We start from the raw sequence: 14,410 nt of genomic DNA on the forward strand, positions 1-14,410 counted from the left end.
ATCGATGTGCACGAACTACGCACCGGTCCAGCGCCGCCTGTTGCGCGAGATCTTCGGCGTCGAGCCGCCCCCCGATCTGTTTCGCGCGGAGACCTATCCCGACTATGCGGCGCCGATTGTGCGCCAGACCACCGACGGCGCGCGCGAAAGTGTGCTGGCGACGTTTGGCATGGTGCCGCGCAAACGCACACCGCCCGGCGCGCGCCGCTACGACACCACCAACGCGCGCAGTGAAACCGTCGGGGAACGACCGACCTTCGCGCGCTACTGGCGCCAGGGGCAGCTATGCCTCGTGCCGCTGACTGCCTTCTACGAATTTGCCTATCCTGAATCCGCCACCCCTGTCACGCCGGGCAAGCCCGTGCGCTGGCGCGTATGGCTGCGCGACGCCGAGGCGTTCGCGGTGGCCGGCCTTTGGCGTGACTGGCCCGATCTGCCGGATGCGCCCGGCCAGCCTTCGTTCACGATGCTCACGGTCAATGCCGATGGGCACGGCGTGCTGGACCGCTTCCACCGCCCTGGCGACGAGAAGCGCGGCATCGTGATCGTCGCGCGCGACCAGTGGGACGACTGGCTGAGTTGTCGCAATCCTGAAATCGCGCGAACCTTTCTGCGGCTTTACCCGTCCGACCAGATGGCCGCCGAACCGGCGCCGAAGGTTCAGGGGGCACCGATTCCGCTCTCGGACTGAGCGTCCCAACTTAGCATCCAACCGAGCATCACCTCACGCTGAGCCCCGCGCGCACCTATCCCTGCGCCGGCATCTGCTGCACAATGCAGTGAGCCCTGCACATCACGTGGCGTGCGGGGCGACACATAACAAGGAGAAACATCAACGCATGGCGACGCCGAACAAACTGCCTGCCTGGACCATCGGAGCCCCCATTGCGGCATGGGTCGCCTTTGGCATTGGCCTTGCCCTGCCCCTGTCGGGCTGGATCATTACGATCATGGCGATCGCGCTGGCCGGCGCGGTCTTCTCCGCGGTCCATCATGCCGAGGTGGTCGCGCACAAGGTCGGCGAACCGTTCGGCACGCTCGTGCTCGCGATCGCCGTCACCGTGATCGAAGTGGCGCTGATCGTCTCGGTCATGCTGTCCGCCGGCCCGGAAAAGGCCGGCCTCGCGCGCGATACCGTGTTTGCCGCGGTGATGATCATCTGCAACGGCATCGTGGGCCTGTGCCTGTTCGTCGGCGCGCTGCATCATCGCGAGCAGGCTTTCCAGGCGCCCGGTGCCAATGCCGCGATGGCCGTGCTGGTGGCCCTGCTGGTGCTGACCATGGTGCTGCCGAATTTCACCAGCACGACGCCCGGCCCGGTCCTGTCGCCGTCGCAGCTCGCGTTTTCGGGCGCGATGTCACTGGTGCTGTACGGCTGCTTCGTATTCGTGCAGACCGTCCGGCATCGCGACTACTTTCTGGCCGAAGGCACCAACGACGAGAACGAACATGCGCCACCCCCGCCCGCGCGCGTGGCGGCTATGAGCGGCGGCCTGCTGATCGTCGCGTTGATTGCGGTGGTGGCACTGGCCAAGATGCTGTCGCCGTCGGTGGAAGCCGCGGTGATGAATGCTGGCGCCCCGGCCGCCGTGGTTGGCGTGGTGATCGCCGCGCTCGTGCTGTTGCCGGAAGGCCTGGCCGCGCTGCGCGCCGCGCAGACAGATCGTCTGCAGACCAGCCTGAACCTCGCGCTGGGTTCGGCGCTGGCCAGTATCGGCCTGACGATTCCGACCGTGGCCGCGGTATTCATCGCGATCGGCCGGCCACTCGAACTCGGGCTCGGCCCGAAAGAGATGGTGCTGCTGTTCCTGACCGTGATCGTTTCGTCGCTGACGCTAGGCATGGGCCGCACGACGATCCTTCAGGGCGTGGTGCACCTGGTGATCTTTGCCGCCTACCTGTTCATGACCATCGTGCCGTGATGGACCGTATTACTGACGGGCCGAATCCTTGTGTAACCGGTTCAGCAACCGGCGGCCCGCGGTAATGACTTCCTCGTCGGAGCGCATCTGATACCGCACGATCATGCCTTCGACGCACAGCATGGCCTCCGCCGCGACCTGTTGCGGGTCGGTCAGGCCCAGCTCTCCGGCTAGCTGGGTCAGGTAATCCTCGAGCGAGGCCTTGTGCGAGACCGCATGCTCGAGCAGACGCGGGGCCTCTCCCGCACCGCCACCGACTTCCGCCACCACGTTGATAAACGCGCAACCGCGATAGTCGTCGCTGGTGAACCATTCCGCCAATGCGTCGGCCAGTACATCCAGATTGCGGCGTAGCGCGAGTTGCCGCGTCACCGCGGCTTCGAACCAGCCCATCCAGAAATCGTGGCGACGTTCGAGATAGGCGGCAATCAGGTCGTTCTTGGAAGGGAAATGCCGGTACAGGGACATCTTGGCGACGCCCGATTCGGCAATGATCTTGTCCACACCGGTGGCGCGGTAGCCATCGCGGTAGAAGAGCCGCGCGGCAGTGTCGAGAATACGGTCCCGGGCCGATTGCGTAGCCATTTGCATGGAATCTTATGATTCGAATGCCTGCATTATAGAAGACAGCTCTGTCTACTGCGGGCCTCGTTTGTCATCAGACCGTAAAAATAAGACGAAGGCCGGATGCGCTTGCGCGACACCCGGCCTTCCACCAGACCCCTGGTGACCTGCTACCTGACCATCAGGCGGCCAGCTTGACGCGTGCCTGAACCAGCCTGGCATCCGCATCGCGCAGCGCGGTACGCAGCCCTTCTTCCACCACCGGGTGGTAGAACGGCATCGCCAGCATCTCCGTGATCGTCAGCCCCTGCTGATACGACCATGCCAGCAAGTGCGCGATGTTCTCCGCGCGCGGGCCGATCCATTCAGCACCGAGGAAGCGCCCCGATTCGACGTCCGCATACACATGCATCAGACCGCGATGCTTCAGCATGACGCGGCTGCGCCCCTGGTCCTCGAAGCTGACCTCGCCGGTCACATACGTGCCCTCATCGAGGTCGGCATGACGCTTGCCCACCATCGCGATCTGCGGATCGGAGAACACCACGCCCAGCGGCGCGCGGCGCGAGATCGCCTTGACCTGCGGCCACGTGGCGGCGTTCTCGCCGGCCAGCCGGCCTTCGTCCGCGGCTTCGTGCAGCAACGGCAGAATGTTGTTGGCATCGCCGGCGAGGAAGATCGGCGCCGTGCCGCACTGCAGCGTTTCGGCATCGAACACTGGCACGCCGCGCATGTCGAGCGTCACGCTCGTATTGGCCAGGCCAAGCTTCGCAACGTTCGGCGTGCGACCGGTTGCAGCCAGCACGTAGGCAAAGCGCTCGGTCAGGGTGTTGCCCGTGGCGGCATCGACGAACGAGATCACGGCTTCGTCGCCATCACGTTGCATGTCGGTGATTCTGGCATCGGTATCGAGCGAGAACTCCTGATTGAACGCCTGCTCGGCATACGCGCGGATGGCGGGATCCGTGAGCGGACCGACCGACCCGCCCTTGCCGAAAACGCGGACGCGCACGCCGAGGCGGGACAATGCCTGACCAAGCTCGAGGCCGATCACGCCGGGACCGAACACCGCTACGCTTGCCGGCAGATCGTCCCATGCGAACACATCATCGTTGACGATCAGGCGATCGCCGAACACCGAGAACGTCGGCGGCACGGCCGGGCTCGAACCGGTGGCGATGACCACACGGCCGGCGCGCACGGTGGTACCGTCATCGATCTTCAACTCGTTGTCATTGACGAACGTGGCGTAGCCGCGAATGCGATCGGCTTCGGGGATATTCTCCACGCTGCGCACCACAAAGCCTACGAAACGATCACGCTCGCCACGCACCCGGGCCATGACTTCGCGGCCATCGATGCGGATCTCGCCATCGATATGCACGCCGAATGCCGACGTATGGCGCGCCTCGTGAGCGGCCTCGGCAGCGGCGATCAGCAGCTTCGAAGGCATGCAGCCCACGCGGGCGCAGGTCGTGCCATAAGGGCCGCCTTCGATGATCACGGCGCGCTTGCCTGCCGCGACGACGGCCCGGTAAGCGGCAAGGCCCGCGGTGCCTGCGCCAATGATGGCGACATCGGTCTGGATGGTGGTCATGTTCTCGTACCTGTCCTTTTTCAGGCAAAACGGTGCCATCGGGTCCGGCAATTGCCGGACCGCGCAAGCGGTCCTTCAGGGAGTTGGAGCCGGTTTAAAGGCTGCGGGTCAGGCTGCCTTCTTCAGATACTCCTCAACGGCTTCGGCACCGCCGATCAGATTGCCGTTGATGAACACCTGCGGCGCGGTCATGTTGCCCGAGATGGCGCCCAGCACCTTGCCGCGTACCTTGTGCTCCAGCGGCACGTCGATGTACTCGTAGCCGTTGTCGCTCAGCAGCTGCTTGGCCTTGGCACAGAACGAACAGCCCACCTTCGAGAACACCACCACCTGGTCCGGCTTGGCCGCGTTCGGCGCGATATGGGCCAGCATCGTGTCGGCGTCCGACACCTTGAACGGGTCGCCCGGCTCTTCCGGCTCGATGAACATCTTGTCGACCACGCCGTTCTTCACGTACATCGAATAGCGCCAGCTACGCTTGCCGAAGCCGAGGTCGGCCTTGTCCACCAGCATGCCCATGCCGTCAGTGAACTCGCCATTGCCGTCGGGAATCATCACGATGTTCTCGGACTCCTGGTCCTTCGCCCACTCGTTCATCACGAACGTATCGTTGACCGACACGCACAGGATGGCATCCACGCCATGCTTGGCGAAGACCGGCGCGAGTTCGTTGTAACGCGGCAGGTGGGTGGACGAGCACGTCGGCGTAAAGGCGCCCGGCAGCGAGAACAGCACCACGTTCTTGCCTTCGAACAGCTCGGCAGTGGTCACGTTCTTCCATTCATTGTTCTCGCGAACACGGAAAGTCACGTTAGGTACGCGTTGGCCTTCACGGGGTTGCAGCATCGGTATGACTCCTTGGTTTCAGTCGTTGAAGCGTTGTCGGTTGGTTGGTTTCGCTTGTCGTGCAGCGATGGAGCTCATTCTGCCGAGACTCACGTGATCTGTACAATTCATCGTTTCAACCCAACCGATTGATAATTACTATTCTGACGTGATAGGCATCGACAATCGGGCCCAAAGGATCGGAGACAAAGCAAAAGGACGGCCGTAGCCGTCCCCTGATGCGCACCCCTCGGCAGGGCTTACAGACCGAGGTCGCTCAGGCTCGGATGATCGTCAGGGCGGCGTCCGAGCGGCCAGTGGAACTTGCGGTCGGACTCCTTGATCGGCATGTCGTTGATGCACGCGAAACGCCGCTGCATCAGGCCGTGTTCATTGAACTCCCAGTTCTCGTTGCCGTAGGAGCGGTACCAATGACCCGAGTCGTCATGCCACTCGTAGGCGTAGCGTACGGCGATTCGGTTACCTTCGTACGCCCACAGCTCCTTGATCAGGCGATAGTCGAGTTCCTTGTTCCACTTGCGCGTGAGGAATTCCACGATCTGGTCGCGTCCAGTCACGAATTCGGCGCGATTGCGCCATGCGCTATCGACCGTATAAGCCATCGACACTTTCTTGGCATCGCGGCTATTCCAGCCGTCTTCGGCCCCACGGACCTTGGCAATGGCGCTTTCAAGCGTAAACGGCGGCACAGGCTGGCGAACTTCCGGATTCGACATGACAGGAACTCCTTTTGGATGGGCAAAGCGTGATGGGATGTTCTACGCGGACTGCAGAAATGATACAGACCTGTCTACTATTCTAAATAGACAGATCTGTATGTCAAGAGGCCTCTTTGCTCAGCGTTTCGTCACCACGACTTCGAGGTATTCGCTCGGCACCACGAGCGAGTCCTTCCCAGCCTCGTTCAGGCTGTTCAACAGGTCGGTGAGATCGCGCGCGAGGCCGTCCGCGCGATCCGGTGGCAGCGCGCCAAAGGCCTTGTGTACCGGGCCGTACCAGTTGCGGAAGACTTCGATAAAGTGCGCCGGCGAGCGATAGCGGAAGCGGAACTTGCGCGGCGTGACGGCGATGGTCGCGCCATGGGGGTCGAACAGCGCGTGCAGGTGCTCCTCCACGCCCCATTTCGAGGGCGGGGACACGCCGGCCGGTGGCGGTACATAGCCGCCGAGCGTCTTGAACACCTGGCCGATGAAGCCTTGTGGCGTCCAGTTGGCCAGTCCGATGCGGCCGCCCGGCCGGCAAACGCGCATCATCTCGGCCGCGCAGCGCGGCTGATCCGGGGCGAACATCACGCCGAACGTCGACAGCACCGCATCGAAGCTGGCGTCGTCGAACGGCAGTGCTTCGGCATCGGCCTCCTGAAACCGCACCTCGAAGCGTTCCGCGCGTGCACGTTCAGCGCCCCGTTCGAGCAACGTGCCGACGTAGTCCGTGGAAGTTACCTTGCAGCCGCGACGCGCGGCAGCGAGCGTCGCATTGCCATTGCCCGCGGCGACATCGAGCACCCTCTCGTCGAATCTGAGGTCGCAGGCCTCGGCGAGTTGCTCGCCGACGATCTGCAGCGTGGTGCCGATCACCGCATAGTCACCGCTGGCCCAGGCCGCCTGCTGGCGACCCTTGAGCGCGGCCAAATCTACCTGCGGAGCGTCCTGGCCTGTCGTGGAAGTGTTAGTCATGGGAATCGTCCTTTCGATGTCATGGGTGGCGACCGTCGTAGCCGGCCTCGCGCGCCAATACGATGGCCTGCGAGCGGTTTTCAACTTCCAGTTTCGAGAAGATATTGGTGATGTGGTTGCGCACGGTTTTTTCGCAAAGGCCCAGATGCGCGGCAATCTGCGCGTTGTCGCGGCCCTGCGCGATCAGCACCACCACATCGCGCTCGCGCCGCGTCAGTGTCATGAAAGCCGGATCGTCGATGGCATCGGTGGCGGGCAGGAATGCGCGCACCTCATCCAGCCAGCGCTCCCATGCGGGTTCGTCCTCCAGCAGCAGATGATTGCCGCTCTCCAGCGGCACGAAGTGCGCGTGGGGAATCATGCTGGCGATCAGGCGGCCTTCGTCGAATGGCACGCGCGCGTCGCGCACCGCGTGCAAGACCAGCGTCGGGCAGCTGACCTGCGGCAGCAGTTCCACCACATCGATGTCGTTGAAGATGCGCATGAAGCGCGCCGCGTTGCTCGGCGAGGTGGAAACACGTTCGAGCTCATTGAACCAGCGGTGCTGCGCGGCGGTGCCGCCGGGAATGAACTGCGTGGTGAAGAACTGGCGGAACGCGGGATTCTCCTGTCCCCAGCCCAGTTCGGCGAGGCGCGCCATCAGTTCGGCTTCTTCGCGCATCTCGGGCGTCGGGTTGCGCTTGAGCCGGCCGCGCGCGTAGCCGCCGTGCAGGATCAGGTGCGAGACGCGCTCGGGATGCTTGACCGCATACGCCACCGCGATCGACGCCCCCTGCGAGATGCCGAGCAACGGAAAGCGATCGACGCCGGTGGCATCGACGATCGTTTCCAAGTCACGCAGCCACGCATTGAATGTGAGGTCCTCCACGTGGCGATCGGACAAGCCGCAGCCGCGCTCGTCGTAGCGCACGAACGTATGGGCCTCGGACAGCGCGCACATCATGTGGCTCCACACCGGGCTGGCCACGTCGAACTCGAGGTGGCTCATCCAGTTCGCGGCCTTGACGAGCGGCGGGCCGCTACCAGAGATGGCGTAGGCGAGCCTCACACCATCGAGGCTGGTGCATAGGCGAATCTGCTGCTTGAGCGTCGGCATTGGGCGACTTTTCGCTGGCAGGTTGCGGGAAGACGCTTGGGTGACATTTCCAGAGTAGGCAAATGCGCGCACGCGCGCGAGGACGGAAGTCTCGACAAATGCACGGTGCGCCGCCCCGGTTGCCATTTTTGGTCCGTGCGAACGACGCCGCCGCCGCGCTCGACGGCAAATTCCGATTGTCCTGTCTGCCTAACATGGGTCGCAAGCGGGACCGTCGTCCCGGGTCGGGACGCCTCAACACCATGCAAATCCCGCCGCCCGGGACACGCGCCTCATGTGCGGACACGCGCTCGCTGGAATCATTACGGCACGTCCTGCACGGACGTCTTTACACAACAGGAGTCCCGCAAATGGAAGTCGCATCGATGCCAACCGACACACAACGCTATGCCCGCTGTATCGCCGCCTCGCGGCGCATTCGCTGGGACATCGACCAGGATGTTATCCGTCAGCGCAAGTTCGATCTGGCCCACAAGTTTCTGCCCGACGGCCTCTCGCTCGTCAACGAGTTGCCGTTTCTGTCCGCTGCCGAGCAGCGCTTTCTGAGCCAGGTGCAAGGTCGTACTTACGCCAACATGTTTCGTCTGGTCGAGCGCTTTGTCGGTGCCAAGGTGCTGGATATTTCGCGCGATCACTGGTTCGGCGATCAGGTCGCGCTCGAGGCGCTGGTGCGCTTTACGGATGAAGAGCTCAAGCATCAGGAGCTGTTTCGCCGGGTTGAGCTGCTGGCCGCCGAAGGCATGCCAGAGGGCTATCAGTTCGTACCGGATGCCAACGAGGTGGCCGAGTTCGTGCTGGGCAAGGAAACCTGGGCCGTGCTGGCATTGACCTGCCATATCGAACTGGTCTCACAGGCGCATTACCGCGCCAGCATCGGTACCGCGCCGGATCTGTCGGATCTGTTCAAGGACATCTTCATGTTCCACTGGCGCGAGGAATCGCAGCACGCGATTCTCGACGAGCTCGAATGGGCGCGCGAGAACGCCAAGCTGACGAACCTGCAGCGCGATGCGGGCGTGGCCGACATGATCCAGATCGTCGGCGCGCTCGACCAGATCCTGCAGCGCCAGGCCGCTGCCGATACCGCGTACTTCATGCGCACGATCCGCGGTGCCGACCATGCGCCGCACGCGGCGGAGGTCGAACATGTCGTGCTGAAGGCGTACCGCTGGACCTACTTCGTGTCGGGCATGCTGGAGCCGCGGTTCGTCAAGCTGCTCGGGGAACTGACTACCGAAGCGCAACGCTCTTGCATCGATGCGGCCATGGCGCCGCTGCTGTACGCAATGCCGGCGGAGGGTGCTCCCGTGCCGGCGATGGCGGCCTGACGAGCCCGGCTGGCGCCCCGCTTCCGCTGCAGGCAGGCGCGGGAGCGGAGTGCCAGCCCACGGCTCGTCCGGATCAGTCCTCGCGGATACCCGCCCGTTGCGCGATCATGCGCATGCGGGGTAGTTCCTTGTCGATCATTGCCGCCACCTGTTCGGCCGGCGCGTACTTCGGCTCGAGCCCATTGGCCAGCAGCTTTTGCTTGACCTCGGGGTCGGTCATCACCTTGGCCACCGCACTTTCCAGTTTCGCCTTGACCTCGGCGGGCAAGCCGCGTGGCGCGGCGATGGCCACCCACGAGTCGGCATCAAAGCCTGGATAGCCCGCTTCCGCGACGGTAGGGACGTCGGGCAGCAACGAGGCACGCGTGGCACCCGTCACGGCGATGGCCTTGAGCTTGCCGCTGCGGATATGCGGCAACGACGCCGCCACGGTATCGACCGAAAACGGAATCTGCCCACCGATCAGATCGGCGATCGCGGGCGCGCTGCCCTTGTAGGGAATGTGCTGCATCTTCATGCCGGTGGCATTGAGCAACGTCTCTCCCGCGAAATGCCCGGTGGTACCGGTGCCGAACGATCCGTACACGTACTTGCCCGGGGCCGCACTGACCGCGCTGACCATCTGCTTCAGGTTGTCCACCGGCACCGATCGATTGGCCACGATGATCAACGGCACCCGTGTGACCAGCCCCACCGGTTCGAAACTCTTGATCGGGTCATACGGCAGGCTCGACTTGATGGCCGGATTGACCGTGAACGTCGACCCCGAGCTGATCAGCAACGTATAGCCATCCGCAGGCGCCTTCGCGACATACCCCGCACCAACGATGGTGCCCGCCCCCGCGCGATTCTCGATGACCACGGGCTGCCCGATCGTATCGCCAAGCGCCTTGCCCACGACGCGTCCGATGATATCAACAGCGCCGCCTGCGGGAAACGGCACCACCAGCACCACCGGCTTCGTTGGAAAGCTTTGAGCCTGCGCGGCGGGCGCCCACGCAAAGAGACACGAAAGCGCGGCGATGCCGCACTGGCAGAAGGTACGGCGTAGTGGGGGTTTCATGGTGTTTCCTCAGATGGACACGACAGGACACGACGACAGGACCATCGTAAGAAGAAAGCCGAGAAACGTGCTTGCGAAGAACTAGTCCTTGACCCATGGTTTGCTGTCTCAGACCGGCCTCAACCGTCGTGCAATTCTGCATGCACCACGATATACGCAACAAAATTCCATGCCGGAGTTTTGCCCGAACGTCGCCCGATGGGACTCGGCAAACCGGAGAACCAGCACCGACGCCACCTCGCGCCGAATCGCTCATTATCAATTCCGCGCCATCGCTTACGTGGTCAAAAAAACGCCGTTCAACGCCTGTCCATGACGGGGAATCGTGCACAGGCGCGGGGAAATTTCCCGCTTGTGCAAAAAAGAAAGGCTTGCAACGCGAGCATGTAAAAACGTCACGCACTCCGCGCGAAATCGCCGCAAAACGCGATGTTTTCATTGGCATGCATTCTGCGTTCCCCTGTGGTTGCTTTCCAAAACCCCACAAGTAAAGTAAAGGAGCAGCCATGTCCGACCAACCGTTCCTGACGGATATCAAGACTCTGCGAGAGCGCGCCCGCCAGCACATCGATGACGGTGCCGTCACAGCCGGCTATGACGCGGAACGCGCCACGGTGATCAACCTGCTCAACGATGCGCTCGCGACGGAGATCGTCTGCACGCTGCGCTATCGTCGCCACTACTTCATGGCCAAGGGGCCGACGTCAAAGAGCGTTGCGGCCGAGTTTCTCGCGCATTCGAATGAAGAACAGGGGCATGCCGATCAGATTGCCGAGCGAATCGTGCAGCTCGGCGGCGAGCCGAATTTTTCGCCGGAGGGTCTGCTGACGCGGAGCCACGCGGAGTACGTCGAGGGCGCGTCGCTGACCGATATGATCAAGGAGAATCTGGTAGCCGAGCGCATCGCGATCGATTCCTATCGCGAGATCGTTCAGTACCTGGCCGACAAGGATCCAACCACGCGCCGCATGCTGGAAGAAATCCTGGCGGTCGAAGAAGAGCATGCCGACGATATGTCGGATCTGCTGTCCGCCGCCAGCACGAACCACTGAAGCGGCGTACCGAAGCAGCGAGCGGTAAACGAAACAAGGGGGCATCAGCCCCCTTGTTTCGTTACTCAAACGCGCTGCGTGTCAGGCCACTGTGACCAATGCCTCGCGACGCTCGGCTTCCGCGAGGAAGCTGTGAATCTGCGCAACCACGGCCGCGCCTTCGCCTACCGCCGCGGCGACACGCTTGGTCGAACCCGAGCGCACATCGCCGATCGCAAACACGCCCGGCACGCTGGTCTCGAGCGTGTAGATGCCGCCGTCCTCGCCCATCTGGCACTTCTTGCGCGCGGCCGTGCCCGTGAGCACAAAGCCCTTTTCGTCCGTCCGCACATTGCACGCACGCAGCCATTCGGTATTGGGCGCGGCGCCGATGAACAGGAACACGTGGCGCATGGCGGCAGAGAGCGCATCCTCGCCCTTCGCCCGCTCGCGATAGCGCACCGTCTCCAGCCAGCCCTCGCCCTCCATCCCGGTGATCTGCGCATGGGTGTGCAGATGCACGTTGGACAGACCCTTGAGCCGATCGATCAGGTAGCGCGACATCGTCGCTTCGAGCCCTTCGCCGCGCACGAGGATATGCACCTCTTTCGCATGCGATGCCAGGTAGACCGCGGCCTGCCCCGCCGAATTGCCGCCACCGACGAGCATCGCATGCTCGTCCTTGCACAGCTTGGCCTCGACCGGTGAAGCCCAGTAGTAGACGCCCCGACCCTCGTATTGATCGAGCGAATCGATGTCCGCACGCCGATACTGCGCGCCGCTGGCGATGACCACCGTGCGCGCGGGCACCTTGCGGCCATCCTTGAGCTCGATCTGGATCGGACTGTCGCCGCAATGCAGCGCCTTGACCTCGAGCGGAATCGCCACGTGCGCGCCGAACTTCTGCGCCTGCACGAACGCGCGGCCGGCCAGTGCCTGGCCCGAGATGCCCGTAGGGAAACCGAGGTAGTTCTCGATCCGCGCGCTGGCCCCGGCCTGGCCGCCCGGCGAACGACAATCGATCACCGCCACCGACAAGCCTTCGGATGCCGCATACACGGCGGTGGCCAGGCCGGCCGGACCCGCGCCGACCACGATCACATCATAGACATGGTCTTCGGCGAAATTGGGCACGATGCCGAGGCATGACGCCAGTTGGCCCTCGTCCGGCGCGCGCAGCACGCTGCCATCCGGACAGATGACCATCGGAAAATCGCTTTGCGGGGCGTTGCTGACGTCGAGCAGGCCGATCGCATCGCGATCCACCTCCACGTCGACCACCTTGTGCGGATAGCCATTGCGCCGCAGAAACGCCTGTAGCGCCAGCAGCAGCGGCTCCGTGCCGCGGCCCACGAGTACCGGACCACTGCCGTTCTCGATCAGGCCCACGCGGCGCAGGATCATCGAACGCATGATGCGCTCGCCCAGATCCGCTTCCGCAACCAGTAACGCGCGCAGCCGCTCGGGCGGCACTACCAGCACGACGCTGTCTTCAAGCGCCAGCGCATCCACCAGCGTCGGACGGCCCGACAATTGCCCGACTTCGGCCAGGAACTGACCCGGACCTTCATCGATGATCGGCTTGCTGCGGCCCAGACCGTCGCGATGGATGATCTGCACCCGGCCTGACAGGATCAGATGCATGCCGCGGCCCTTCTCGCCAATGCGGAACAGCATCTCGTCCTTGCGCCACGAGTGTTCGGTGCCGAAGCGGCGCACGCGTTCGATCTCGGCCGCGCTCAGCGTGGGGAACATCTGGTGGCGGCGCGTCGTAAATACCGAGAACGGCGTTTCGAGCCCGGCAACGGGCTCCGCATCCGGCTGCAACGCTGCCGCCTGCACTACCGTGTCGCCGACATCCGTGTCGCCGACCGACTCTCGGTCGTCCTGCGTGATCTCCATGCTTCCCCCTGGCAAGGATGCGCGCGCGCCCGTCAGTGCAAGCGTCACGAAAGGTTAAAAGATGCTGCGCGCAAACCGTCGCAACCTATCGATAGTAGCCCTCCTGCGAGCGCTACGCACTCCCAGAATGTGCATATGCAGCAATCGACTATAAATGTGCGCAATACTACCCTCCAATCTGCAAGCCAACCCAAGGTGGACGGTCGCAATTCAAGGCCGTTAATTGCACCATATCGCCGTGCGATCAATGGTAAGGATTTTCCTACAGCCGAAACCGGATATCCCGATATTTGCGCCAACGCCGTCCATGTGAGAATCGCGCCTTCATCGGGCGCGATTAATTTTTATGCACGCATAAGAATCGCACGGTGCCGCAAAGTTGAATTTTTCCGTCCCCGCTTCATATAGATGTGTATTGGATATTTGTCGCATCGCTCATTCCGGATTTCCGGAATTTCCCCAGCCACCCTGCTGCCTCGGCGTTGCCACAGGCGTTGCGGTATGGTCACGGCCCCGCACGTGATCGTGCATCCGCGCAAGCGTGGGGATCGCGCACGCGCCAATTGCGGTCGACAAGGGAATAATGCTGGCGTCGACGGTTATCCCTGACTGGAAATTCCACAGCGGCTAATCACATTGATTTTTTCAATCCCAGCGATAGCTAATGAACATTGTCGGCAAAGCCGTGCGTCTGCGAAAATCCGCAAGCCATCCGCGCGGCGTTACCTGATGTGCGGAATTCCGAGATTTCGATGATCAAGATCCTTATTGCCGACGACCACGCCATCGTGCGGAGCGGGTTGCGGCAAATCATTGCCACCACGTCCGACATCGTCGTGCAGGCCGAAGCCGCCGACGGGCCGGAGGTGCTCGCGCGCCTGCGCGAGGCGGTGCCGGACGTGCTGCTGCTGGACATGTCGATGCCGGGCATCTCCGGCACGGATCTGATTCGCCGTATCCGCTCGGAACACCCGTCGCTCGGCATCCTGATTCTCACCATGCACAACGAGGGGCAGTTCGCCTCGCGCGCGCTGCGTGCCGGCGCCACCGGCTATATGACCAAGGACAGCGATCCCGGCGTGCTGCTCGCGGGTGTCCGCAAGGTGGCGACCGGCGGCAAATTCATCGATCCGTCGCTGGTCGATGCGATGATTTTCCACGTCAACGGCGAAGATGCGCCGCCGCACCGGCTGCTGTCCGATCGCGAATTCCAGGTCCTGCAGCAACTGGCTGGCGGTAGCAGCATCAACGAGATCGCCGAGGCGTATGCGCTCAGCGCCAAGACCATCAGCACGCACAAGATGCGGTTGATGAAGAAGCTCGGCATCAGCAACAACTCCGAGCTCGTGCGCTACGCGGTGAACCACGGATTGGTGCGCTAGCCG

13 protein-coding genes are annotated in these 14,410 nt (G+C 63.1%); 5 read left to right on the forward strand and 8 right to left on the reverse strand.

The features are described from left to right. Window positions 1-4 precede the first annotated feature (4 nt). Both LDO41_RS31605 and LDO41_RS31610 read left to right on the forward strand, forming a co-directional pair. Window positions 5-691 (forward strand): SOS response-associated peptidase, encoded by a 687-nt coding sequence (locus LDO41_RS31605; protein ID WP_223995406.1) that lies wholly within the window; start codon window positions 5-7, stop codon window positions 689-691. Window positions 692-839: 148 nt separating this feature from the next. Beyond that, the gene (locus LDO41_RS31610) at window positions 840-1,922 is read left to right on the forward strand and encodes a calcium:proton antiporter (RefSeq protein WP_223995407.1); all 1,083 of its coding nucleotides are present in this window, start codon (window positions 840-842) and stop codon (window positions 1,920-1,922) included. A 9-nt stretch (window positions 1,923-1,931) separates the two neighbouring features. On the opposite strand, the gene LDO41_RS31615 is transcribed toward LDO41_RS31610, so the two are convergent. The 6 genes from LDO41_RS31615 to LDO41_RS34290 form a co-directional block, all read right to left on the reverse strand. After that, on the reverse strand, window positions 1,932-2,507 hold the full coding sequence (locus LDO41_RS31615) for a TetR/AcrR family transcriptional regulator (RefSeq protein WP_223995408.1): 576 nt from the start codon (window positions 2,505-2,507) through the stop codon (window positions 1,932-1,934). A gap of 160 nt (window positions 2,508-2,667) precedes the next feature. Further along, entirely contained in the window at window positions 2,668-4,083 is a 1,416-nt protein-coding gene (locus LDO41_RS31620; RefSeq protein ID WP_223995409.1) for a dihydrolipoyl dehydrogenase, read from the reverse strand. 108 nt (window positions 4,084-4,191) lie between these two features. Further along, window positions 4,192-4,929: a glutathione peroxidase gene (locus LDO41_RS31625; RefSeq protein ID WP_223995411.1), complete on the reverse strand. Its 738-nt coding sequence runs from the start codon at window positions 4,927-4,929 to the stop codon at window positions 4,192-4,194. A 239-nt stretch (window positions 4,930-5,168) separates the two neighbouring features. Then, on the reverse strand, window positions 5,169-5,645 hold the full coding sequence (locus LDO41_RS31630; protein ID WP_223995413.1) for a nuclear transport factor 2 family protein: 477 nt from the start codon (window positions 5,643-5,645) through the stop codon (window positions 5,169-5,171). A 120-nt stretch (window positions 5,646-5,765) separates the two neighbouring features. Then, the gene (locus tag LDO41_RS31635; protein WP_223995415.1) at window positions 5,766-6,605 is read right to left on the reverse strand and encodes a class I SAM-dependent methyltransferase; all 840 of its coding nucleotides are present in this window, start codon (window positions 6,603-6,605) and stop codon (window positions 5,766-5,768) included. Window positions 6,606-6,624: 19 nt separating this feature from the next. After that, window positions 6,625-7,701, reverse strand: coding sequence for an alpha/beta fold hydrolase (locus tag LDO41_RS34290; protein ID WP_290370936.1), 1,077 nt, complete (start codon window positions 7,699-7,701; stop codon window positions 6,625-6,627). Between the two features lie 350 nt (window positions 7,702-8,051). Between LDO41_RS34290 and LDO41_RS31650 the strand changes: the two genes are divergently transcribed. Continuing rightward, window positions 8,052-9,029 carry a hypothetical protein gene (locus tag LDO41_RS31650; protein WP_223995416.1) on the forward strand — a complete coding sequence of 326 codons (978 nt, stop codon included), beginning with the start codon at window positions 8,052-8,054 and terminating at the stop codon, window positions 9,027-9,029. A gap of 73 nt (window positions 9,030-9,102) precedes the next feature. On the opposite strand, the gene LDO41_RS31655 is transcribed toward LDO41_RS31650, so the two are convergent. Beyond that, a complete protein-coding gene (locus LDO41_RS31655) occupies window positions 9,103-10,092 on the reverse strand; it encodes a Bug family tripartite tricarboxylate transporter substrate binding protein (RefSeq protein ID WP_223995418.1) in 990 nt (329 codons plus the stop codon). A gap of 506 nt (window positions 10,093-10,598) precedes the next feature. Here LDO41_RS31655 and LDO41_RS31660 point away from each other — a divergent pair. Beyond that, entirely contained in the window at window positions 10,599-11,144 is a 546-nt protein-coding gene (locus LDO41_RS31660; RefSeq protein ID WP_223995420.1) for a ferritin-like domain-containing protein, read from the forward strand. An 81-nt stretch (window positions 11,145-11,225) separates the two neighbouring features. Here LDO41_RS31660 and LDO41_RS31665 read toward each other — a convergent pair whose 3' ends face one another. Continuing rightward, a complete protein-coding gene (locus tag LDO41_RS31665; protein ID WP_223995422.1) occupies window positions 11,226-13,025 on the reverse strand; it encodes an FAD-dependent oxidoreductase in 1,800 nt (599 codons plus the stop codon). A 752-nt stretch (window positions 13,026-13,777) separates the two neighbouring features. Here LDO41_RS31665 and LDO41_RS31670 point away from each other — a divergent pair. Further along, a complete protein-coding gene (locus LDO41_RS31670; RefSeq protein ID WP_223995425.1) occupies window positions 13,778-14,407 on the forward strand; it encodes a response regulator in 630 nt (209 codons plus the stop codon). Window positions 14,408-14,410 lie beyond the last annotated feature (3 nt).

Origin of the sequence: Cupriavidus pampae, from assembly GCF_914271485.1 — a bacterium.
Classification (GTDB): domain Bacteria; phylum Pseudomonadota; class Gammaproteobacteria; order Burkholderiales; family Burkholderiaceae; genus Cupriavidus; species Cupriavidus pampae.